This is a genomic window from Duganella sp. Root1480D1, from assembly GCF_001427305.1.
In the GTDB taxonomy this organism is placed as follows: Bacteria; Pseudomonadota; Gammaproteobacteria; order Burkholderiales; family Burkholderiaceae_D; genus Rugamonas.
In genome coordinates, this window is the sequence record NZ_LMFZ01000048.1 from 278,953 (window position 1) to 302,281 (window position 23,329).

At 58.3% G+C, this 23,329-nt stretch carries 20 protein-coding genes and 1 tRNA gene; 12 read left to right on the forward strand and 9 right to left on the reverse strand.

What is annotated here, in order from left to right; all coding sequences use genetic code 11:
* Positions 1-118: 118 nt before the first annotated feature.
* The gene (gene aroC, locus ASD58_RS27685) at positions 119-1,225 is read left to right on the forward strand and encodes a chorismate synthase (RefSeq protein ID WP_057265282.1); all 1,107 of its coding nucleotides are present in this window, start codon (positions 119-121) and stop codon (positions 1,223-1,225) included.
* Positions 1,226-2,368, forward strand: coding sequence for an MFS transporter (locus ASD58_RS27690; RefSeq protein ID WP_057265284.1), 1,143 nt, complete (start codon positions 1,226-1,228; stop codon positions 2,366-2,368). It abuts the gene before it with no gap.
* On the opposite strand, the gene ASD58_RS32020 is transcribed toward ASD58_RS27690, so the two are convergent.
* From ASD58_RS32020 to ASD58_RS27725, 6 genes are all read right to left on the reverse strand, one after another.
* Positions 2,350-3,201 carry a M15 family metallopeptidase gene (locus tag ASD58_RS32020; RefSeq protein WP_057265286.1) on the reverse strand — a complete coding sequence of 284 codons (852 nt, stop codon included), beginning with the start codon at positions 3,199-3,201 and terminating at the stop codon, positions 2,350-2,352. The genes ASD58_RS27690 and ASD58_RS32020 overlap by 19 nt on opposite strands.
* Positions 3,191-5,002, reverse strand: coding sequence for a hypothetical protein (locus ASD58_RS27700; RefSeq protein WP_162253066.1), 1,812 nt, complete (start codon positions 5,000-5,002; stop codon positions 3,191-3,193). Before ASD58_RS27700 ends, ASD58_RS32020 begins: the two co-directional genes overlap by 11 nt.
* Positions 5,003-5,008: 6 nt before the next feature.
* Entirely contained in the window at positions 5,009-6,304 is a 1,296-nt protein-coding gene (locus ASD58_RS32025; RefSeq protein ID WP_200951727.1) for a cell wall hydrolase, read from the reverse strand.
* A gap of 92 nt (positions 6,305-6,396) precedes the next feature.
* Complete coding sequence (locus ASD58_RS27715) at positions 6,397-7,884, reverse strand: hypothetical protein (protein ID WP_057265294.1); 1,488 nt, start codon at positions 7,882-7,884, stop codon at positions 6,397-6,399.
* A gap of 201 nt (positions 7,885-8,085) precedes the next feature.
* Positions 8,086-9,570 carry an HDOD domain-containing protein gene (locus tag ASD58_RS27720; protein ID WP_057265296.1) on the reverse strand — a complete coding sequence of 495 codons (1,485 nt, stop codon included), beginning with the start codon at positions 9,568-9,570 and terminating at the stop codon, positions 8,086-8,088.
* Positions 9,567-11,201 (reverse strand): putative bifunctional diguanylate cyclase/phosphodiesterase, encoded by a 1,635-nt coding sequence (locus tag ASD58_RS27725; RefSeq protein ID WP_373994483.1) that lies wholly within the window; start codon positions 11,199-11,201, stop codon positions 9,567-9,569. Before ASD58_RS27725 ends, ASD58_RS27720 begins: the two co-directional genes overlap by 4 nt.
* Positions 11,202-11,547: 346 nt before the next feature.
* On the opposite strand from ASD58_RS27725, the gene ASD58_RS27730 reads away from it, so the two are divergent.
* The 4 genes from ASD58_RS27730 (at position 11,548) to ASD58_RS27745 (ending at position 14,688) form a co-directional block, all read left to right on the forward strand.
* A complete protein-coding gene (locus tag ASD58_RS27730; RefSeq protein WP_057265300.1) occupies positions 11,548-13,230 on the forward strand; it encodes an isovaleryl-CoA dehydrogenase in 1,683 nt (560 codons plus the stop codon).
* A 45-nt stretch (positions 13,231-13,275) separates the two neighbouring features.
* Positions 13,276-13,926, forward strand: a complete 651-nt coding sequence (gene upp, locus ASD58_RS27735) for a uracil phosphoribosyltransferase (RefSeq protein ID WP_057265302.1) — start codon at positions 13,276-13,278, stop codon at positions 13,924-13,926.
* A 3-nt stretch (positions 13,927-13,929) separates the two neighbouring features.
* Positions 13,930-14,283, forward strand: a complete 354-nt coding sequence (locus ASD58_RS27740) for an Hpt domain-containing protein (RefSeq protein WP_057265304.1) — start codon at positions 13,930-13,932, stop codon at positions 14,281-14,283.
* 201 nt (positions 14,284-14,484) lie between these two features.
* Positions 14,485-14,688: a cold-shock protein gene (locus ASD58_RS27745; protein WP_057265306.1), complete on the forward strand. Its 204-nt coding sequence runs from the start codon at positions 14,485-14,487 to the stop codon at positions 14,686-14,688.
* A gap of 135 nt (positions 14,689-14,823) precedes the next feature.
* Here ASD58_RS27745 and ASD58_RS27750 read toward each other — a convergent pair whose 3' ends face one another.
* On the reverse strand, positions 14,824-15,729 hold the full coding sequence (locus ASD58_RS27750) for a LysR family transcriptional regulator (RefSeq protein WP_057265308.1): 906 nt from the start codon (positions 15,727-15,729) through the stop codon (positions 14,824-14,826).
* Between the two features lie 124 nt (positions 15,730-15,853).
* Between ASD58_RS27750 and aceB the strand changes: the two genes are divergently transcribed.
* Positions 15,854-17,443, forward strand: coding sequence for a malate synthase A (gene aceB, locus ASD58_RS27755; protein ID WP_057265310.1), 1,590 nt, complete (start codon positions 15,854-15,856; stop codon positions 17,441-17,443).
* 44 nt (positions 17,444-17,487) lie between these two features.
* Here aceB and ASD58_RS27760 read toward each other — a convergent pair whose 3' ends face one another.
* Both ASD58_RS27760 and gloB read right to left on the reverse strand, forming a co-directional pair.
* Positions 17,488-18,138, reverse strand: coding sequence for a 2-hydroxychromene-2-carboxylate isomerase (locus ASD58_RS27760; protein WP_057265312.1), 651 nt, complete (start codon positions 18,136-18,138; stop codon positions 17,488-17,490).
* Positions 18,139-18,151: 13 nt separating this feature from the next.
* On the reverse strand, positions 18,152-18,937 hold the full coding sequence (gene gloB / locus ASD58_RS27765; protein WP_057265314.1) for a hydroxyacylglutathione hydrolase: 786 nt from the start codon (positions 18,935-18,937) through the stop codon (positions 18,152-18,154).
* A 20-nt stretch (positions 18,938-18,957) separates the two neighbouring features.
* Here gloB and ASD58_RS27770 point away from each other — a divergent pair, with 20 nt between their 5' ends.
* From ASD58_RS27770 to ASD58_RS27790, 5 genes are all read left to right on the forward strand, one after another.
* A complete protein-coding gene (locus ASD58_RS27770; RefSeq protein WP_057265316.1) occupies positions 18,958-19,737 on the forward strand; it encodes a class I SAM-dependent methyltransferase in 780 nt (259 codons plus the stop codon).
* Positions 19,730-20,170, forward strand: coding sequence for a ribonuclease HI (gene rnhA, locus ASD58_RS27775; protein ID WP_057265318.1), 441 nt, complete (start codon positions 19,730-19,732; stop codon positions 20,168-20,170). Before ASD58_RS27770 ends, rnhA begins: the two co-directional genes overlap by 8 nt.
* A 45-nt stretch (positions 20,171-20,215) precedes the next feature.
* Positions 20,216-20,917, forward strand: coding sequence for a DNA polymerase III subunit epsilon (dnaQ, locus tag ASD58_RS27780; RefSeq protein WP_057265319.1), 702 nt, complete (start codon positions 20,216-20,218; stop codon positions 20,915-20,917).
* A gap of 12 nt (positions 20,918-20,929) precedes the next feature.
* A tRNA-Val gene (locus tag ASD58_RS27785) sits at positions 20,930-21,004 on the forward strand.
* A 678-nt stretch (positions 21,005-21,682) separates the two neighbouring features.
* Complete coding sequence (locus tag ASD58_RS27790) at positions 21,683-23,254, forward strand: SIR2 family protein (protein WP_057265321.1); 1,572 nt, start codon at positions 21,683-21,685, stop codon at positions 23,252-23,254.
* The last annotated feature ends 75 nt before the right edge of the window (positions 23,255-23,329 follow it).

Sequence of the window (23,329 nt, forward strand, 5' to 3'; positions counted from 1 at the left end):
ACGAATAGCGGTGTGCTAGTTTCGCAAAAGTTGTAGTTTAAAAAGCTACTTCCTGCGAGATTTGCCATATCGGGTTAGAATGGGTAGTTTCCCCCTGCTACTACTCATCGTCTCCATCATGTCCGGCAATTCCTTTGGCAAGCTGTTCACCGTCACCACCTTTGGCGAATCCCATGGTCCTGCAATTGGCTGCGTCATCGACGGTTGTCCACCGGGCCTGGCGCTGAGCGAGGCCGACATCCAGCCGGAGCTGGATCGCCGCAAGCCTGGCACTTCGCGCCACGTGACGCAGCGCCAGGAGCCTGACACGGTGCAGATCCTGTCGGGTGTATACCAGGGCGTTACCACCGGCACGCCGATCGCGCTGCTGATCAAGAACGAAGACCAGCGCAGCAAGGATTACGGCAATATCGCCGAGAGCTTCCGCCCAGGTCACGCTGACTATACCTACTGGCATAAATATGGCGTGCGCGATCCGCGCGGCGGCGGCCGTTCTTCGGCGCGCCTGACTGCTCCGGTAGTGGGTGCGGCAGCCGTCGCAAAAAAATGGCTGAACGAGAAGTACGGCACCGAATTCGCTGGCTGCATGAGCCAGTTGGGCGAAATCGAAGTCCCGTTCGAGAGTTTTGAACACGTGCCTTCCAACCCGTTCTTCGCTGCCACTTCCGACGCGGCGCTGATCGAGCGCATGGAAGACTATATGGACGGCCTGCGCAAGGATGGCGATTCCATCGGCGCCCGCATCGATGTGGTGGCGCGCAATGTGCCGGTCGGCCTGGGCCAGCCAATCTATGACAAGCTCGATGCCGATATTGCCTACGCAATGATGGGCATTAACGCGGTGAAGGGTGTTGAGATCGGCGCCGGTTTCGACAGCGTCTCGCAGCGCGGTTCCGAGCACGGCGATGAACTGACGCTGGAAGGGTTTGTCGGCAACAATTCCGGCGGTGTGTTGGGCGGCATTTCAACTGGCCAGGACATTACTGTGTCGATCGCGATCAAGCCGACTTCTTCGATCCGCACGCCGCGCCGTTCGATCGACAAGGAAGGCAATCCGGTCATGGTGGAAACCTTCGGCCGCCACGATCCCTGCGTCGGCATCCGCGCCACCCCGATTGCGGAAGCGATGCTGGCCCTGGTGCTGATGGACCACGCGCTGATGCACCGGGCGCAGTGCGGCGATGTCGAAGTCTCGACCCCGGATATCAGTAAAGCGCGCAGTTAAGTGCTTCCGGCCCAGGCTTTCGGATTCGCGCTTTTCCTCTTCTGTTATTACGCTTACGCCGGTACTTTTTCGACTTACGCCAGCCTGTATTTCCAGGGCAGGGGGATGTCGGTAGCGCAGATCGGCGTCCTGATGTCGCTGATCCAGGTACTGCGTATCTTCGGCCCCAATGTCTGGGGCTATGTTGCTGACCATTCCGAACGGCGCGTATTTGTATTGCGCCTGACCGGCGTTGCGGCACTGGTATCGTTTTCAGGTTTCATCTTCGGTTCCACGTTCGCGCACTTCTTTGCCGCGATGGTGCTGCTTAACCTGTTCACCAGCGCGCAGGGCCCGATGTGCGAAGCCTTGATGCTGTCCGAAATGCGTGGCGACCTCACTTACTACGGGCGCATTCGCCTGTGGGGCTCGATCGGCTTTATCGTCACCGTGATGCTGTCATCCTTCCTGATGGATTGGCAGGGCACTGGTGCCTTGATCTGGTTTTGCGGCGTGCTGCTGGTATGCGTGCTGGGCGCGGCGTTCCGCCTGAAAGACGTACCGCGCCTGACCCATGCCGGCAAGCCGCCGGCCTTGCTGTCCGTGCTGCGCAAGAAAGAAGTGCTGGCCTTCTTTGCTTCCACCGCGCTCATGGTCTCGGCCCACGCTTCGCTGTACACCTTCTATTCGCTGTATTTGGAAAAGCAGGGCTACAGCAAGACCGTCACCGGCATGATGTGGTCCGTCGGGGTGGTGGCGGAAGTGCTCTGCTTTTACTTCCAGGCGCCGCTGTTCAAGCGCTGGGGCGCCAAGCGCCTGATGTATGCCTGCTTTGCTTTCGGCGTACTGCGTTTCGCCATGATCGGGGCCGGCGCACAGTCGCTGGCCTTGCTGGTTGCCGCGCAGTTGATGCATGCGGCGACCTTTGCGCTGCATCACTCTGCGTCGGTGCAGACCATGCAGCGCTGGTTTGGCGGGGCTTTGCAGGCGCGCGGACAGGCGCTGTACATCAGTATTTCCTATGGCGTTGGCGCCAGCATCGGCAGCCTGGCGCTGACGCAGGTCTGGCAAAGCGCCGGGCCGCAGTTCATCTATTACGTGGCATCCGGACTGGTGGCGGCTGGCTCCGTGGCCGCTGCGCTAAGTTATCGCTGGCAGCGATAGCCATCCCCGGAACAACCTTCGGCCAGTGCGGTCAACGCTAGTTCAAAATGCATGCCGTCGATTGACGTACCGCTGAAATGGCCGCCCCACGCAAAACCATGCTTGGCGAAGACTGGCACAAGTTCACGCACGCTGCCGATGGCTCCTTGGGGTGCGGGCGGTTTATGGTAAGAATTCCATTGGGAATTGAGATCGATGGCAATGCCCCAGCTGTGTGAACTGTAGTCTTTGCTGGGGTTGAAGCCCACGTGCCTGGGCACGAAAGTACCCGCGCACGTGCGAATACAATTCTGCAGGGCCGGGTCAGCAGCAATTTCGTTGAAAACAGCTTCGAAGTAGGGGATGGCATGCTGGTGCAGCTCGACGCTTTTCACTCCAATGCCTTGTAACACTGGGTGCTGAAAGCTCGCAATGTTCTGCTTGACCCATGCGGGGTCGATTGAAATATAGCCATTCGCCAGCTCTTTGGCATCGAACATCCCGAAAACGGTTCGCAGGTCTTGTCCAAGCAGGGGCAAGATGGTGCCGTTGCTGCGGCGCTTGACCGGCAAGGGTCCGAGGGCCGGCAAGTCCGGCAGCACCGGCTCCACGCCCCCGCTCCAGAAAAACTGATTCGGATTGTCTGCGTTACAGTACCAATGGCTATTGTCGTTCACCGCTTCACCATCGACCAGGGTGAGGGCGCGCAACTGCGCCGGTGGACGGACCCCGTCTACGCGCCGGCCCTTTGTCGTTGCCGCGTCGCGAATATTCAGTGGCCGCCGTACTTGCAGCAGCAGGGGGGCCGCGGCGAAATTGGCCAGGACCGTGTAATTTGGAATTTCAGCCGACATAGTCATCTTCCTCACCTGGATGCAATAACGTGCGAATCTGGATCTCGGTGAGCTCGCCGTTCGGATCCGCCCCTTTGCTTTCCTGCCACTTCTGGATAAAGCTCCGGGTCGCACTATCGAGGCGGCCCGTTTGTGCGCTTGGCGGCAGTTCCAGCGCTCGCTGGATGCGGATGATTTCTTCAAAGCTCAAGGCATGCTCCGCCTCGTTGACTGCGTCTGAGAACGGAATGAGCTTCTGGTCCGGCTGCGGCAACACCGGTAGCGCTGTTTGCCCGGGAAGTTCAGTGACGGTAGTTGGGCGCGCCAGGACGCTTACCGCTGGTTCTGCGGCGCCGTCGGATTTGCTGGTGACGCTGGCCGCTTCCGGCTTGGCGCCACTGCCGCGAACCTTGACCAGCCTGCCGAGCAGATCGAACCAGAACGGAGCGCCCAGTGAGACTGCCAGAGCGGTCATGAACCACCCGCCCAGTGCAATTGGCAGGTTTTTGTAAGTGCCGCTGTCGGACAACATGCCGGAAAGGTTGCCGGGGCACTTGGTCGATTCCAAGCCGCTGCCAGCGGTTTCGAGCTCGCAGTCGAATGCCGCTACATGCGGCCAGTTGTTATAAGACCATCCGATCGGCAAACTGACTTGTTTGAATGCGCCTGCATCTTTCAGTCGCAAGCACAGGGCCTTCTGCGCCTTGTCTTCGATGGCGCCACAACGTTCTTCCAAAAGCAGGGCGAGGCTGTTGCCGGCGTCCGCCTTGCCAAGGCGTTTGGCTCGTTCGTTGTCCAAGGCTGTACTGAAGCGCTTGGCAAGAATTGCAAGCCTTTCGCCGGCGACCTTCGGCTGAAACCCGCTGTGCGCGAAATCAGGCAGATTCATCACCAGCGCATCCAGCTCGGATCGCGCCTGGGGATGCGGGTCACCTATGCCGGCTTTGCGGTCGCGCCCAAGGTAGGTCTGTGCTTCGGTCAAACTTTTTTGGGTGTTAATGATCAGAGTAACCAGTGGATCATCGGGCGCGGTGGATGTGCGCTCCAGCTGGTGATACCAGGCCTCGAGCAGGGCACGCAGTTCCGCCAAAGCTGAATCGGTTGCAGCCATTTCTTTGGCCGCAGAATCCAGCGCTTTGGAGTTGGTCTCACGCGGCGCGACGTTTGGATCGGATTTGTAGGCATTGACGGCAAGCTCGGCTTGGGCCACCATGTTTTGGCGCAAACCCGCATCGTTCCATAAATTGTCGCTGATGGCGATTGGATTGATATTCAAGGCCGCGGCAACAATGAATCCGTACACCATCAAGCGAACCTGGTTCTGACGCACGAACCAACCGGTCGCCCGCTTCCCCACTTCGTCATACCACGCAACCAGCCGCCCCTCGAAAGCCGGCCAATCCTGCTCGACGCCCTTGCTCAGTGCCTGCAGGTTGGGCACGATGCCTCTGAATGCATCGCTTGCTGCCGATCCCAATTGCGCTATCAGGGCGGAGGGACTTGCGGCGCGTTCGTTACCGGTCAGTCCGTCCATCCGTTCAAGCAGGGCCGCGACAAACATCTGGCCGCTGATATATGAAGGTGCCCGCTGTTTGGACTCGTCGTCCTTGAACTGGCTGATGCTCTTCAGGAGCGGCGACTCAAGCAATGCACCAGAGAACTTGGGATTGTCGCCGCCGATTGAGTTTAGTTGCTGTTGCAGGGTTTTGCCGCGAGACCCAAGCAGACTGGCATGCAATTCCGAGAGGATTGTCACCACCAGGCTCGCCAGGGCAATGACCAGCACTAATCCGATAATGACATCGATCATACGTGTGTCCATATTGCCTCACGCGATATCGTTGTAGAAAATGTGATTGCCGATGATGGCGCAAGGCCGATGATTCTCTGCCCAGCGTGGCGGTTTGGGTATATTGCGTGCGTAATAATGCGTCGCGCCCCCTGTAATGTCCGGCAACTGCAATGCAATTGCGGCGCGGGCCAGCGACAGCGGCTGGAGAAGATCGGGAGCGTTCAATTTCTGGAGCTTGCGCAAGTTGGGATCGCCCTGGTTCCAACAGCTGAACTGATAAGGTTTCAGGCAGACTTCATCGACGTTGCGTCCCCAATATCGGGGCCGTTTGACCCGGTTCATTACCACATTCGCCACGGCGGTCATGCCATCCTGGCCTTCGCCGCGTGCTTCGCCCCAGATGGTGCGAGCAAGTGTTAATTCAGTAGAGGCAGCCGGCGCTGGAATTGGCGAGGCGGGCTGGCTGGCCGGCTTTTCAAGCGTGGCAAGGTCGGCTGTGCTGAGAACCAAATCCGCTTTGCACCAGTCGAGGATACGTACCATCGGTACCGCCAGACCAGCCCAACCTGTGACGCCCAATAGGCCCGAAGGGGCTGAGCCGATATACATCGCGGCGAGGCGATTTCCCTCCATGACCGGCGCGCCGCTGTCTCCCGCGACCAGTGATTGCTGCCCGGCCGCGAACACCATGGCATCAATAATCTGGTAATCCAGTACCCCTGTATTCCCTTCGAGCTCCATCCAGGCGCTTGCGAATCCCTGGGCGATTGCGGTGACGGGAGCGCTGTCGCCGCAAGTGCGGACTTCCATCAAACGCTGAAGGTTGATCCCAACTGCACCGTCAGGCAATTGCAAGTCTTGCTCGGCCAGTTCATGGGCTTGGGCAAGATCCATCCTCGCGAGGCCCGCATCAATTCGGGACTCGCGCGGTCCGCTGAAGAAACCCGGCATCCAGTGGTCGAGAATGGCATCGCGTACAGGGCCACCCTGGCGCCAAATGCTGATGCGGTCGCCGATCCTGGTATCGGCTGCAGCTGCAAGCACGTGGCCGGCGGTCAGCGCATAAAGGCCACGGTTTTCCCGCCCGCGCAGCAGGCCTGTCAGGGTGCCACTTCCGCTGTTGCGGACCGCATTGCCTATCCTTGCACCGTGCATTTTGCCTGGCGCTATCCGAATTGCATGGATGGGAAGCGTCGCCCCGTCGGCCAGGCGGACGCTGTGCGGAAGGGGCGTACCGTCGGCGAAACCAAGCTGTAGTTCTGCCCGCGAAATGGCGTTTTGGCGCGGCAACCAGGCGACCATCCGCAAGGAATGCAATTGCAGGGCGCTCAAACCCCAGTCATAAGCTGCGGGGCCTGGGAGAAGGTGCGGGCGTAGACGGCAGCTCAGCCCGAGGTACGCCAGACGCGAAGATTGAGAGGGACTCATGAGTATTTCACAGCCTTGCATTCGCCATTGACGATACGCTGCTGGATGGCATCGGTTATGTCGCTGTCGGCCACTCCTGGCAGCTTCAATCCTTCCGTTTTGCACAACTTGACACGGCGCGCGAACTCCGGGAAATCCTTCTGCTGAGGATTGAGGCCCAGCGCCATCCATAGTTTGTCGTCGACGCTATCCGGCGGAATCGTTCCAATTGGTCGGTTGCTGCTTGCTGCGGGAGCCGTTGGCAGCGTTTTTGCGCGAGGCATTGGACACGTGCCGGAATTGAGCGTTTCAGGCTTCGGCCGGCTTTGGTAGCGGGCGAGCAGTGCGTTCACCTTTGCGAACTGCTTCCGCGAGTTCAATACGGCACTGTCCAGCGTATTCAATTTTTCCCGGTCATCCATGTTCAAGGATTTGATTTCCTTCCCCGCAGCGCGTGGAACTTCGATGGTTCCCGAATGGAGAGCGCCGACGTCTGGCTTTGTACTTTCAGTGACAGGCTGGCTTGGCGGTGGCTTGATTTTCAAGGCCAGCTTTTCCATGATTGAGTCGAGATCGGGGCCCGCGTTTGCCAGGTCCTGGTCGGCCTGGCCCTTGACCCAATGCGTTTCGATCCACAGCCAGAGGCCAGCCTGGTAGCTATCTTCAAGACGGGTTTCGAGCGCCAGGGTTGCCTTTTGGACTTGATCGATGTGAGTCGTGGCCGCCGCTATGGCCTGGCCTATCAAGGGATCGGGGTAGCTGCGGCGCTCGGCTGTCATGGTGCCCCGGCAGCGCAACTCAAGGGCCTTTTTAGCCGCCAGGCAGCGGCCCATGAAAGGATCGTTCTTGCCGGCACCAAGCGGTGGAGTGCATGGTTGGCTGGCGGCCGCACAAGCCTGCTTGTCTGCGGGCACGCGTGTGGAGGCCGGGACGACAGTTTCGGCATTCAAGGCCTGGACCGGGATCAACGCCGAATAAACCTTGGCGAGTTGGTCGTGGGCTTCGACTAGTACGTGATTCGGTTTGCTGCCGCCGGCGCTTGCCGGATCGGTCAAATATGGCCGGGCCAAGTCCAACCGGCAGTCCAGTGCCTTGATGGCCGTGCTATAGACCTGTACGCGGGTTTCCCACGGAGTTGAGGAGCCATACACGTATGCCCCCAATCCCAGTGCCGCCAGCCCGCGCGTCATTCTTGGTTCCGGATCCACCGCTTCCCGCAAGAGGCCGAGTGTACCGAAGGTGGCCAGGGCGGTTGCCACATGGGGCTTCACATTGCTTGCGCGCTGGCTGGCCAGGGAAAATTCGCGCATGAGGTCTTCAGTCCAGATGAACGACTCTTCGATTGACTGCGGCGGTTTCAGGTCTGGATAAACCGGTAACGGCGTGCTCGATGGCTGCGGTTTCTCCTTGAAACGACTGGGGTTTACCTGGGGCGAATCAGTGGCGCAGGCCGATAACAGCAGAACGAACAAGGCAATGTACGTTTTGCAGTGTGAGTCGCGCATTGAAACCTCCGCAGTTGTTTCTGCACAGTAGGATTACGCCCCATTTTGAAGGATTATTCCTACAACGTTTCGCGCGGATGACCTAAAAATTGCTAAGTTCGCTATCAAATAGCAAAAAAGCAACAAGTATTATCGTGAAAGTAACGGATATCGTTTTGACAGCCGGCCGCTACGCTCGACTGCCAATTGCAGCGAAAGCGCTCAGGCAGCGCGGTTGACGGTGCTGGTGCCTGCCGGATGGCGGCGCTCGGCTGTCTTCATCACCAGTGAACGTATGTCGTTCAGCAGCGAGAATTCGGTCGGGCTGAGATGGATGGTCGGGAAAGAGTCATCCCAATCGCCGTACAGGAAGCCTGTCGGCTGGCCGTTGGAGCACAGCGGCAGGATGACGAAGCTGCGTGCATCGCTCAGCGTGTCGCGCCACCAAGCGGGCAACTTGGCCGCGAATTTCGGATCTGCTGCATTTTCGATGAAGATCACGCGGTCGCTGCTCAGGGCGGCATGGAACACATTCGGCTCGTAAGTATCGGCAAAATGCATGGCTGCCAGGTGCTCGCGCACCCCGTCGCCCAGGCACATGCGGGCGGCGTATTTGTTTTCGCGACGGTTGCGCACGAAGGCTACCGCGCGGCTGAACTGCAAGCCCTTGAACACGGTTTCCAGCGCGATCGAAGCCATTTGGCCGGCACTTGCGGTATCGAGCGAATCGCGCATGTCGGCCAAGCCGCTCAATAGGATATTGTTGCCGGCTGCGCGCTGGCGCGTTTGTGCCAGCGCTTTGGCGCGGCGTTCGGCCGGCTTGGACAGTGGAGCAATCGACAAGTCGGTTGCTGCAACAACCTTGGCCTGTTCGATGGCCAGCGCCAGCTTGTCGGTGCTGACCCCGATCATGGACGAATAGCGGGCGGTGATGCGCTGGACTTCCGCGGCGCCTTCTTCGCTGTCATTCCATAGTGCACCGGCACAGATGCAGGACATGGTCGATACACCGGCTACCCAATCGTCAGGGCTGAGCGGCTCGGCCGGCATATCGTCGGCAGGCGGCACCAGGGTGCGCATGCCGGACAGCAGGTTCTCGGGCAGCCCCCAATGCACGGCAGCTGCACGGCCGATGTCCTGCAGGCTCAGGCCCAGCATTTCGACGGCGGCGCTGTCTTCCTTGCCTTCGCCGGTTGCCTTCTGCAGCTCGGTCCAGCGTTCCGGCATGTAGAAAGTGATCAGCATGCGGCCCAAGGTTTGCAGCATGGAGCAGACCACGGCTTCCTCGCCGTGGCGATTTTCCGCGGTGGCGGAGACCTCGCGCGCAACGATTCCCGCAAGGACGGCCTTTTCCATTTCAATATGGGCCAGGCCTGAATCGGGCGATATCACGGACAGTTCTTCGATCAGCTTCAGGCCCAGCGCCAGGTGGCCGATGGCTTCCGTACCCAGCACCAGCATGGCCTTGCTGACGGTATTGATTTGCTGGCCGAAGGCGGAATACATGCCGCTATTGGCCAGGCGCAGTACTTTCTGCGTCAGGACAGGGTCCGACAGCACGGTACGCGCCATATCGAACTCTTTATCGTCCTCACCGCGCATAGCGCCCAGGATGGCGGTAATCGCCTTGGCGAAGCCGGGCATGTCGCCTTGCTGGCGCGTGCGTTCCCACAAGGTAGACAGGGTTTGTTCGCTCAATGCGTTCATTGGGCCACCTGCCGCGGTTCTTCGGTCATCAGGGCGGCGTAGGTTCGTTCCTTGAGCGCCGCCATGGCGGTGTGCGCTGCCATTGGACGGCCGGTCAAGAATCCCTGGACGTACTGGCAGCCGCGCTGTGCGACGTAATGCATTTGCTCTTCGGTCTCCACGCCTTCCGCCACGACGGACAAATCCAGGTGCTTGGCCAGGTCCAGCACTGCATTGCAGATGGCGCCGTCCTTTTCCGAACCCGGCAGGTCGCGGATGAAAGTGCGGTCGATCTTCAGTACGGAAATCGGGAAGCGTTTCAGGTAGGACAGTGAGGAGTAGCCGGTGCCAAAGTCGTCGATCGCGATACGGGCATGGCGCTCGGCCATCCTGGCAAGAATCGTCTCGGCATGTGCCGGATCGATCATCAGCGTGCCTTCAGTAATTTCCAACACCAGCTGCTCACCAGCCAGGCCGGAGAACGCCAATGCATCGTCAAGGACATCGAGGAATTTGTCGTTGCGGAACTGGCGAGGGCTGATGTTGACAGAGATGTATAGCGGGCGTTTGGCGACTTCCTCGAACTGCTTTAGCTGCACGCAGGCCGACTTCAGTGCCCAGGCTCCGAGCAGGTTGATCAAGCCATTGGTTTCCGCGATCGGGATGAAACGCACCGGCGGCACCATGCCCAGGGTAGGGTGCTTCCAGCGCATCAGTGTCTCAAAACCTTCGATTTCGCGCGTGCCGGAGTTGACGATCGGCTGGTAGTACAGCAGGAACTCACCTTCGCGCACGGCCTGGAACATGGCCGCTTCCAACGAAATATCATGCTCCGGCGGACCGCTCTGGCGCTGGCTGTAAACCACGCAACGCGCTTTGCCGGTTTCCTTGGCGCGCGACATGGCGGCATCGGCCAACGCTACCAGGCGCACCTCATCTTCCGCGTGTTCCGGGTAGACCGATACGCCGAGCGATGCGCTGACGTAAATGATGTGCTGTTCAACTTCAAATGGCGACTGCAGCGTAGCGAGCAGGCGGCCCGTAACCAATTTGATCTGCGCCTCATTGTAGGTGCCGGGCAGCACTGCCACGAATTCATCGCCGCCGACGCGGGCCAGGGTATCGCTGTCGCGCAGGGTTTTGCGCAAGCGCACCGCGGCCATTTTCAGGACAGCGTCGCCTACCGGATGGCCCAGCCCATCGTTCACTTTCTTGAAGCTGTCGAGGCCAATGGTGGCCACTGCAAAACCCTGGCCGGAGCGGCGCGCCTGGGCGATGGTCATGCGCAGGCGGTCCGACAGCAGCAGGCGATTCGGCAGTTCGGTCAGGCCATCGTGGGTGGCCATGTGACGGAGGCGTTCTTCGGTCGCATGCTGGGCCGTCATGTCGCGCCCGACAACCAGCAATTCATAAGCCTTGTTGGCGGTGGCGTAGCTGCTGACCCGCAGTTCAAACCAGATTTCGTGCTCGGGAGTTTTGAGGCGGATTTCGGCGCGGTGAGCACCACGGGCCTGGATGGATTCCGAGAGCGCAGACTTCAGTGCCGCATGGTCCAGTTCACAGATAAAGGCGAGGAGAAGCTGGCCTTCCAGTTCCTGTCCATTACATAACAAATTGGCTGTGCGCTGGCTGGCGAAGAGAATTTGACCCATCAGATTCAGCCTGAACACTACATCGCCCGCTTCCTCTAGCAGGAGATTTGCCTCATGGTGTGTTGATGTCAGGGGCACTGTCTGGGAGCTGGAAAGCATTGTTGCGCTCGATTCTTTCTCTTCGGGTCGAAACCAGAGAGAAATGTATCACTTAAACCTCATGTTTCACATGAAAAAGAGCAACATTAGTCCATGTTTTTAGGAAATTTGTTGCCATAGATCAGTTTCGAATGAAAACAGCAGAAGTTTGATGCTTTAGTAAGCAATGTTTCATTATTACGCTAACCTTGCTACAGCTGAAAGTTTGCGCTAGCCTCGCGTTACAGAGGAAGCCGAGGAGGGCGAAATGAACCGTTTCGACACGCACGAGGTTTTCAACCAGGTGAGCCCGTTTGTGAACGTCAATCTGTTCACTTGCGACACCGCCTTGCGCGAAGCGCTTGAACGCGAAGGCGGCGCTTTCGCCACCGCTTCGCTGATGGAACTGGGGGCGGAATTGGGCACCGCAGAGATGCAAGAGCTGGCCCGCCAGGCTAATGAACATCCGCCCGTCCTGAAGAATTTCGACCGCGCCGGACATCGGATCGACGAAGTCGAATTCCACCCGGCCTGGCACAAGCTGATGGAGCTGATGGTCGCGGCAGGCGCGCACGCATCGCCATGGGAAGGCAAGCACCCGCATCATGGCGCGCAAGTGGCGCGGGCGGCACGCTACATCCTGTTCGGTCAAGTCGAAAACGGTGCGCAATGCCCGATTACCATGACATATGCCAGCGTGCCGGCGCTGCGCCAAAGCCCCGGCATTGCCGCGCGCTGGCTGCCGAAAATCCTCTCGCGCGTATACGATCCAAGCCCGCTGCCGATTGACGAAAAACGCGGCGCGCTGATCGGCATGGGGATGACGGAGAAGCAGGGCGGTTCCGACCTGCGGGCCAATACCACGCAGGCTGAATCCGTACCCGCTGACGAAGTGCGCGCGCTGTTTGGCGCCGACAGTGAGCCCGTATATCGTTTGACCGGTCATAAATGGTTCTTTTCCGCGCCCCAATGCGATGCCCACCTGGTGCTGGCGCAAGCCGGCGATGCGGGATTGAGCTGTTTCCTGGTTCCCCGCTTCCTGCCGGAGGGCGCGCGCAACCAGGTGCGCGTGCAGCGCCTGAAAGACAAGCTTGGCAACAAGTCCAATGCCTCGTCCGAAGTCGAATTCACCGGCGCTTACGGATGGCTGCTTGGCCCGCTGGGCCGCGGTGTGCCGACGATTCTCGAAATGGGAAATCACACGCGCCTTGATTGCGTGCTGGGTACGGCCGGCATCATGCGCGCGGCATTGACGCAGGTGCTGCACCATGCGCGCCGCCGCAGCGTTTTCGGCAAGCCACTGGCCGAGCAACCGCTGATGCAGAACGTGCTGGCTGACCTGGCGCTGGAATCGGAAGCGGCGACCGTGTTTGCCATGCGGCTGGCACGCTGCTTCGACCATATGGACAATCCGTCTGAAGCCCTGCTCGCGCGATTGTTAACCCCTGCCGGCAAATACTGGATCTGCAAGCGCGGCCCCGGTTTTGGTGCGGAAGCGATGGAAGTGCTGGGTGGCAGCGGCTACGTTGAGGAAAGTTCACTCGCCAGGCTGTACCGCGAATTGCCGGTCAATTCAATCTGGGAGGGATCGGGCAATGTGATGTGCCTGGATTTGCTGCGCGCCTTGTCGAAATCGGGGCAGGCTTTGGAAGTGCTGGCGGCGGAGCTCGGCGAGGGCAGCCATGCCGACCCTGATTATGTGCGTTTCACCAGCCAGCTGCTGGCCGACCTGCCGAAAGCGCGCGAAGACGAATTCGGGGCGCGGCAGTTGGCGGAGCGCCTCGTGCTGGCGATACAGGCAGGTTTGCTGCTGCGGCATGCACCGGCCTTTGCCAGCTCTGCCTTTGTCGCCAGCCGCTTGGCGCGTGAGCCGGGCGGCGCCTATGGGCGCTTGCCGCCAGGAACTAACTGTGAAGCAATTCTACAGCGGGCGCTGGTGGAAAACGCCTGAGGCTGGGATAATGCGCGCAATTGACCGAATTTATTCCTGATTAACATGAAACAAGATCCGCGCTTTCCCAACCTGTTCATCACTGATCACCCGCTGATCCAGCACAAGCTGAGCCATATGCGCGACAAGTCAACGTCCACGCGCACTTTCCGCGAACTGCTGAAAGAAATCACGCTGCTGATGGGTTACGAAATCACCCGTGACCTGCCGCTGACCACCCGTGAAATCGAGACACCGCTGCAAACCATCCAGGCGCCAGTGATCGCCGGCCGCAAGCTGGCCGTGGTGCCGATCCTGCGTGCAGGCGTAGGCATGAGCGACGGCCTGCTGAACCTGGTGCCATCGGCACGCGTGGGCCACATTGGCGTATTCCGCGACCCGGACACCCACCAGCCGGTGGAATACCTGGTGCGCCTGCCTGACCTGGTCGACCGTACCTTCATCCTGTGCGACCCGATGGTGGCCACCGGTAACTCGGCCGTTCACGCGGTGGACGTGCTGAAAAAGCGCGGCGTTCCGGACGACCAGATCATCTTCCTGGCCCTGGTGGCCGCACCGGAAGGCATCGAAGTGTTCCAGAAATCGCACCCGAACGTGAAGATCTTCTGCGCATCGCTGGACTCCCACCTCAACGACCACGCCTACATCATTCCAGGCCTGGGCGACGCGGGCGACCGCATTTTCGGGACCAAATAAGCCATGGCCACGCCGGTCGACCCTGCCTTCCACGACCGGCTGCAAGTCCTGCGCGACAAATATGCCGCCAGCGTTCCCGAACGCATGGCTGCAATCCGCGACGCCCTGGTGCTATGCCAGGGCAGCCTGATCCCTTCCCACATCGAGCAATTGCACCACGCATTGCACAGCGTGGCCGGCTCCGCCGGATCGTTTGGCCTGGCCCCGCTGGGCGACGAAGCGCGCCGCATCGAACAGATGGTTCGCGGCGTGCTGGAAGCAGGGGCGCCGTGGTTCGGCATTGAAGCTGCCATTCATACATTGTTGCAATGGGCCGACAAGGATTTTGGCGCAGGGAAAATTGCCGCGCACGATTGATATTTATCAAACAAGATTGATAAATCTTGTCTATAGTTAGTCATACATGTTCGGGACCTGTTGGGCACGAAGTGAATTAATTTTCATTGCGACGTGCTTTTAGCAGGTATTTCGGTATAATGGCGGATCGTTTAGATTCAGGTGACTGGGTTCAAACGGTATCACGGGCGTAAAGCTCATTTAACTGTAATAGGAATTGTAATGGCAACTGGTATCGTAAAATGGTTCAACGACGCAAAGGGTTTTGGCTTCATTACCCCTGATGAAGGCGGCGAAGATCTGTTTGCTCACTTCTCGGCTATCCAAAGCGCCGGCTTCAAGTCGCTGCAGGAAAACCAACGCGTGTCCTTCGACGTGACCTCCGGCCCAAAAGGCAAGCAGGCGTCGAACATCCAGCCTCTGTAATCGAGACGGATCAAAACGATAAAAAATCCTCCGAATCGGAGGATTTTTTTTCGCCCTTTCACTTTTTCGCCCTTACACCCCAGCTCGTGTCACTCCCTGGACTCCCTGGGGTCACACCCCAAGTGTGACACGGCCTCAGCCCTTGCGCCAATAGCCCGGCTGGGCGTATGTGTGGCGCAGGAAATCGACGAAAGCGCGGATGCGGTATGGTAGGTGGCGCCGTTGCGCGAATACGGCGTAAATATCGTTCCCTGGCGCTGAATATTCGTTGAGCACAGGTTTTAATCGGCCCGCTTCAATATCAGCACCGACTTCCCACATCGAGCGCCACGCCAGGCCCTTGCCAGCCAATACCCAGTCGTGCAGCACCGCGCCGTCGTTGCAACTCATATTTCCCGCAATTTTCAGCGTCACGTTTTTGTCGCCTTCGCGGAAAGTCCAGCCGCGCTGGCTGCCTTCGCTGCTGATGGTCATGCAGTTGTGCCTGGACAGGTCGTCCAGCGTCTTCGGCACACCGTGGCGCTTGAGATAGGCCGGCGTACCGACCACCACGCGGTGGTTATCTGCCAGCTTCACGCTCACCAGATTGGAATCCGACATCGAAGCAATGCGGATCGCCACGTCCACCCCTTCGCCAATCAAATCCACCACGCGGTCATTCAGGTTCAATGTCACCGCAACGTCACGGTGTTCCGCTAAAAAGGAAGGGACCAGCGGCGCGACATGCAGGCGTCCGAAGCCAGCCGGAGCGGAAATCATCAGGTGCCCCGTGGCGCGTGCGCTACGTTCTGCAACTGCGGCTTCCGCGCTTTCCAGGTCGACCAGGATGCGTTGGCAATCCTCAAGGAAGGCCGCGCCTTCGTCCGTCAGCGCCAGCTTGCGCGTGGTACGCTGGAGTAGTTTGACGCCGAGCCGCTGCTCCAGCGCGTCCAGGCGGCGCCCAATAACGGCGGGCGCTATGCCTTCCGCGCGAGCTGCCGCCGACAGGCTGCCGCGGTTGACCACTTCTACAAAGGTGGAGATTTGCCTGAACTGACCCATAAGACCTCATTTATGACTAAAACGCACAGATGAAGTGCTTTTTAGTCTTGTTTCTCTATGTTTTTAGTCAATATACTGGAAAACATCGAATCACAACACTAATCATCAATCACGGAGAAAGACTATGAGCATCACTCTGCCAGCAGGTATGCAAATCACAGGTGAAATCAAGCCAGGCTTCGAACGCGCGCTGACCCCGGAAGCACTGGCCCTGGTAGCCAAGCTGAGCCGCGAATTCGAACCGCGCCGCCAGGAGCTGCTGGCCAAGCGCGTCGAGCGCGCCAAGCGCCTGGATGCCGGCGAGCGTCCGGACTTCCTCCCTGAAACGGCCCATATCCGCAACGGCGACTGGAAAATCGCCCCGATTCCCAAGGCACTGGAATGCCGCCGCGTGGAAATCACCGGCCCGGTCGACCGCAAGATGGTCATCAACGCGCTGAACTCCGGCGCGGATTCCTACATGACCGACTTCGAAGATTCCAACAGCCCGAACTGGGACAACCAGATCTCCGGCCAGATCAATATGCAGGACGCGGTCCGCAAGACCATCTCGCTGGAACAGAACGGCAAGTCCTACAAGCTGAATGAAAAGACCGCCACCCTGGTAGTGCGTCCGCGTGGCTGGCACCTGGACGAGAAGCATGTAACCGTCGATGGCAAGCGTGTTTCGGGCGGCATTTTCGACTTCGCCCTGTTCATGGTCCACAACGCGAAGGAGCAATTGGCACGCGGCGCCGGCCCATATTTCTACCTGCCGAAGATGGAATCGCACCTGGAAGCCCGCCTGTGGAACGATATCTTCGTGATGACCCAGAATGAATTGGGCCTGCCACAAGGCACCATCAAAGCCACCGTGCTGATCGAAACCATCCTCGCTGCCTTCGAGATGGATGAAATCCTGTATGAACTGCGCGAGCACAGCTCCGGCCTGAACGCCGGCCGTTGGGACTACATCTTTAGCTGCATCAAGAAGTTCAAGCTGGATAAGGACTTCTGCCTGGCCGATCGCGCCAAGGTCACCATGACTGCGCCTTTCATGCGCGCCTACGCACTGCTGCTGCTGAAGACCTGCCACAAGCGCAATGCCCCGGCGATTGGTGGCATGGCTGCGCTGATCCCGATCAAGAATGATCCGGAAAAGAACGAAGTGGCGATGGGCGGCGTGCGCAACGACAAGGCGCGCGATGCGACCGACGGCTATGACGGTGGCTGGGTGGCTCACCCAGGCCTGGTGGAACTGGCGATGGGCGAGTTCAGGAAAGTGCTGGGCGATGCCCCGAACCAGATTTCCAAGCAGCGTCCGGACGTGGAAGTTTCCGCTGCCGAACTGCTGGACTTCAAGCCGGAAGCGCCGATCACCGAAGCCGGCCTGCGCTACAACATCAACGTCGGCATTCACTACCTGGGTAGCTGGCTGAATGGCAACGGATGCGTGCCGATTCATAACCTGATGGAAGATGCGGCGACTGCTGAAATCTCACGCTCGCAGGTGTGGCAGTGGATTCGTTCCTCGAAGGGCGTACTGGAAGACGGCCGCAAAGTCACTGCCGACATGGTGCGTGCCATGATTCCGGAAGAACTGCCAAAGGTGAAAGCAACGGCTCCGGACGGCGCTACCCCGGCATACGATCGCGCTGCGCAGATCTTCGAGAAGATGTCGACTTCGGAAGCGTTTGAAGAGTTCCTGACGCTGCCGCTGTACGAGGAAATCTAAACCGGTACACCGGGGTCTGGCCCAAGGGTCAGACCCCGAATGTTTTATCGGTTTTGACGGGAAGCCAGCGGCGGTCTGTCGAGAAATTCCTGCAAGCGCGCCTCATCGATACGATGGCCAGCTATCCTGCGCAGCAGGCTCTCGATCCGGTCCGCGCCCCAGAACAATTCGCCCTCATAAACAAAACTCGGCACGCCGAAAATGCCATCGTTGATGGCCTGCTCGGTTGCACGCGCCAGTTCCGCCTTTACTTCAGGCGTTCCCGCCGCAGCAACAAGCGCCTCGCCATCCAGTCCGCAATCACGGGCCACGCGCGCCAGCACCTCGAAATCCTGCGCATCCTGGCCCAGCTCCCAAGTTGCCGCCATCACCGCAGTGACGAACGCGATCCGTTCCGACCGCCCGCCAATCGCCGTTGCCATTCGCAGCATAGGCAATGGATTGAATGGATGCCCCGGCGGCCCCGCAAATTCCAGCCCCTGCGCAGATGCCTGCCGCATCACGTCGCGGAAAGTCAGAACACGTTTCGCCGGCACCTCCGCCGGTCCCACCAAGCCATGCTTGTTCAGCATTGCCGCAAACAACACAGGAACCATTTCAAGCTGCACGCCCGCCGCTTCAATGCGGGCAATCTGCTTGGTTGCCAGCCACACGAAAGGGCTGATGGGGTCAACGTACATGCGGACGGTTTGCATAGAACTCCTTAGGTCAGAAGGTATTCTTCCACTCCCTTAGCGCAGCGAAAACGGCAACCGGCGGCTCATCGCCACGCAATTTGCCGGCTTCACGCAACTGGGCGGCGATTTCAGGCTCACGATAACGCAGGAAAGGGTTGGTGGCGCGTTCCAGGCCGATGGTGCTTGGCACGGTCGGCTCGCCGCGCGCGCGGGTCGCGGTATCGGCGGCCACCCGGGCGGCCAAGGCTGGATTTCCAGGTTCCACCGCACTGGCGAAACGCAGATTGGACAAGGTGTATTCATGGGCGCAGAACACCTTGGTGGCTTCCGGCAGTGCTGCCAGCTTGCCGAGCGAACTGACCATCTGCTCTGGAGTGCCTTCGAACAGGCGCCCGCAACCGCCGGCAAACAGGGTGTCGCCACAAAATACCCAAGGCACGGCGCCATCGCGGACATAGGCGATATGGCCGCGCGTATGGCCCGGCACATCCAGCATGCGCAGCGACAAGTCCAGCCCGGGAACCTGCACCCGGTCGCCTTCGCCCAGCGGCACGGTCACGGCTGCGATACCATCATGGCGCGGGCCGAAAACCGGTACCTGGAAACTGGCCAAAAGCCCCGGCACGCCCCCAATATGGTCAGCATGGTGATGGGTGAGTAGAATGGCGGTAAGCGTCAGGCTGTGCTGGCGGAGGGCGGCAAGGATAGGCGCCGCGTCGCCGGGATCGACTGCTGCTGCGTTACGGCCATCGTGGACCAGCCATAGGTAGTTGTCCTTGAAAGCGGGGACGGTCAGGACGGAAACAGGTTTGCTCATGGGCTCAATAGAGGGAATGCATGGATAGCGCAACATCCGACGAATCCATTATAGCGTTCGACAAATGGCTTGAAACACCGCCGGGTGCATATGTGCGCGCCTGGGAGCAGGCATGCCTGGACAAGATGGTAGCCGATATCTTCGGCTTCAACGCCGTGCAGATTGGTATGCCGCAGATCGACGCGCTGGCGGCCAATCGCATGCCGCACCAATGGCTGGCTGACATCCGCCTGCGCCCGCGCCAGTCCGGCAGTGGCCGTGCGGTGGCTGTTACATTGGACAGCGTAGAGCTGCCATTCGCCACCAACAGCATGGACCTGGTCGTGCTGCCGCACGTTCTGGAATTCTCGGCCGAGCCGCACCAGGTGCTGCGCGAGGTGGAAAGGGTGCTGATCCCGGAGGGACAGGTCATCGTCTGCGGCTTCAATCCGGCCAGCCTGTGGGGCTTGCGCCAGTTAAGCGGGCGCCTGACCGGATCGCATTACCTGCCCAAAGCAGGTGAGTTCATATCCATGCCGCGCATCAAAGACTGGCTAAAATTGCTGAATATGGGTGTCAGCCACACGCACCTGGGATGCTATGCGCCTGCCTGCCGCACCGAGCGCTGGCTGGCGCGCTACAACTTCATGGACCGCGCCGGCCCCAATTACTGGCCATATTTTGGCGCGGTGTACATGGTTCAGGCGATCAAACGCGTGAAAGGCATGCGCCTGATCGGCCCGGCCTGGAAACAGAAAACGGCCAAGGCGGGCGTACCCGTCCCGGCCACCAACAAACACAAAGAAAGATTCGATGGATAAAGTAGAGATTTATACGGACGGTGCGTGCAAAGGTAATCCCGGCACGGGCGGCTGGGGCGCGCTGATGATCGCGGGCGACGCCAAGAAAGAACTGTTCGGCGGCGAGCTGAATACCACCAACAACCGCATGGAACTGACCGCGGTAATCGAATCGCTGAAAGCCCTGAAGCGGCCATGCGAGGTGGTCCTGCACACCGACAGCCAGTACGTCCAGAAGGGCATCAGCGAATGGATCCACGGTTGGAAGGCGCGCGGCTGGAAGACTTCAACCAAGGAGCCGGTCAAGAACGCCGACCTGTGGCAGGCGCTCGACGCAGCGCAAGCCCTGCACACCGTCGATTGGCGTTGGGTGCGCGGTCACAACGGCCACCCGGGCAATGAGCGCGCCGACCAACTGGCCAACCTGGGCGTGGAATCGGTCCGCCGCAAATAAGGCCTGTTATACTTCGCCGCTTGCTACGAACTTATTCGTCAATTTATGCGTCAAATCGTCCTCGATACCGAAACCACCGGCATTAACCCTAAACAGGGTAACCGAATCATTGAAATAGGCTGCGTTGAGCTGTTTGAGCGCAAGCTGACCGGGAATAACTTCCACGTTTACATCAATCCTGAGCGTGATTCGGAAGAGGGCGCATTGGCCGTTCACGGCCTGACCACTGAGTTTTTGCGCGATAAACCGCGCTTCCATGAGGTAGTGGAGGACCTGCGCGCGTATATCCAGGGCGCCGAAGTCATCATCCACAATGCGCCATTCGACCTGGGTTTCTTGAACCACGAGTTCAATCTGCTCAAGCTGCCGACGTTCGACTCCCACATCGGCGGTGTGATTGATACGCTGGTGCAGGCGAAGGAAATGCGCCCTGGCAAACGCAACTCGCTGGATGCACTGTGCGAACACTTTGGCATCTCCAACGCCCACCGCAAACTGCACGGCGCGTTGCTGGACGCGGAGTTATTGGCTGATGTTTATTTGGCAATGACTCGTGGCCAGAACAGCCTGGGCATGGACATCGTCATCGAGGAATCGGGCAGCGGTATTGCCATGGCGGAAATCGCCTTGGCCGACGTCATTGTGCTGCGCGCGAGTGAAACCGAAGAAGCTGAGCACATCGCATTGCTGGACGGCCTGGACAAGGCAGTCAAGGGAACTTGTGTTTGGCGCAACCCTAGTCTATAATAGCGCCACTTCGGGAGGTTAGCTCAGGGGTAGAGCACTGCATTCACACTGCAGGGGTCACAAGTTCGAAACTTGTACTTCCCACCAAGTTTCACCAATCAAATCAAAGGCTTGCGCATTCACGTCGCAGGCCTTTTTTGTTTGGTGTGGAAAAAGTGTGGAAAAGTGGATTTGACCACTTTTTTCGATTCGATGTTCGCTGCCTCTCGCGCATAGAATGAAGAAGCACGGTGACATCGCTTACGAACTCGGGGTCGTGCAGTGCGTGCGCTCGGTCGAGGAGGCAGAAGAGCACACGTGGGCGGAGATTTCGCAATATCTTCACTCAATGAGTCCGTATGATTTTCAGGAGCTGATCACAGACTTGCTGAGAGCGATGTCAACGTGAGCTGGGTTTCGCCATCTGGCAAGAATGGTGGAGTAGACATTCTCGCTCGTCCGGACGCGCTTGGAACTCGTCCGCCTCGCGTTAAAGTGCAGGTAAAGCGGTAGTAGAAATCGGTTAGCGTTGACGGATTGAGATCTTCCTCGCATTGTTGGAGGCGATGACGTTGGACTATTAGTGTGCACCGGCGGCTTCACGAGAGACGCTGAAACCGAATTATGATCGGCTCCTGACCAGGCGCGACGCGGTTTGCCTCTGCGACCGATTCAGTTCGTATCGTCCGCCGGTTAGCTTGCAAAATATGCCAGCCTAAATTAGGCTTTTGCTTTGCACTACAGCCGGTCGTCGCCAGCTTCGTAATCTTCTCATTTGGGACACACGTGAATTTGAAAGAAAGACTTGTCGCGCATTTTCAGGCCGCGCCATCCACACCATTTCTGTTTATAGGCTCGGGCTTTTCCCGACGTTATCTCGGGCTTGAAGGTTGGGAGGAATTGCTTCGGAAGTTCTGCACCAATATAAAGAGTTTTGAGTACTATTTGGCTTCCGCGAACGGTGATCTTGCGGGTGCCGCTTCTGCAATGGCAGAGGACTTTCACGAGATGTGGTGGAATAGCCCTGCGTACGAGGCGAGCCGCGAGCGTAACAAGGCGAAGGTAAGGGATAAGACGTCTGCACTAAGGATTGAGATCAGCAACTACTTGAATTCGATCTCATTGTCAGATTTGATGGCCTCCGAATATCGAAAAGAGATTGAGCTTCTGTCCAAGCTTAACGTGGACGGTATTATCACAACGAACTGGGATCTTTTGCTCGAAAAATTGTTCCCCGACTATAAGGTGTACATTGGGCAGTCGGAACTCCTTTTCTCGAACCCGCAGTCGATCGCTGAGATCTACAAAATTCATGGATCATCCACACGTGCGGCATCCTTGATTCTAACTCGCGAGGACTATGAAGATTTCGAAAGCAAGAATCCATATCTCGCTGCAAAACTCATCACATTGTTTGTCGAGCATCCCATCGTCTTTATCGGATACTCCTTGACTGACCGCAATATTGCGGCGCTGCTCAAATCGATCGTAGCTGTGTTGGGTCCGGAGAATATTAAAAAGTTGCAGAACAATCTGGTCTTTTTACAGCGCTCGGATAAAGAGGACGGGGAGTACAGCGAAACATATTTGACGATCGATGGAGGTCAGATCCCGATTACAATTGTCAAATCGAAGAGCTTTGTTCCAATGTATGAGGCATTGGACCAGGTTAAGCGAAGGATTCCAGCTCGTGTGTTGAGGTTGTGTAAAGAGCAGCTTTACGAGCTTGTGAAATCGGGTACTCCTGAGGCCAAACTATGCGTGGTTGATATCGATAAAATTGAAAAGAAGGAAGACGTTCAATTCGTCGTGGGGGTCGGAGTTGCAAGTGAACGAACCAATGAGATCGGATACCAGGCGATATCAATGGTTGACCTATTCAAGGATGTGCTGAGCGCGGAAGGAAAGTTCGACGCCCAGAAGATACTGATGAATACAGTGCCTTCCCTGGGCAAGGGCGCGACTTACGTGCCTGTGTTCAGGTACCTCAAGGGATGCGGGATATCGAGTGCTGAAGAATATGCGGCCTCTCAGTTCAAAGTGGAAAAGCACATACTGCCAACGCTGGCAAGTTACGCGTCCTCGGGTTATGCCAAAGCGTTTCTTCGTTCAGAGAAGCATAAAGATGCTGCTCAAATAATAAGCACAAATCCGCCAGAAAAAGCGGCGATCTTCTTGGCCTTCTTGCCTAAAGAACGCTTCGATGCCGAGCTGGTGCGACAGTTCTTGCTGGATAATATTGATCGTTTCGACTCTGCAAGTTATTCCACCTTCTTCAGAAAACTCGCATGTTTGCTTGATCGCATCTCGTTCGGCTGGGATAGCGACGATGCGCATGCGAAATCAAGGAAACCATAGCGAAGAAACGGCCATTCACAGATGGAATTCCTAAAAAGAAGGGCACGCATTTATATGTGCTAATCCTAACTGTAC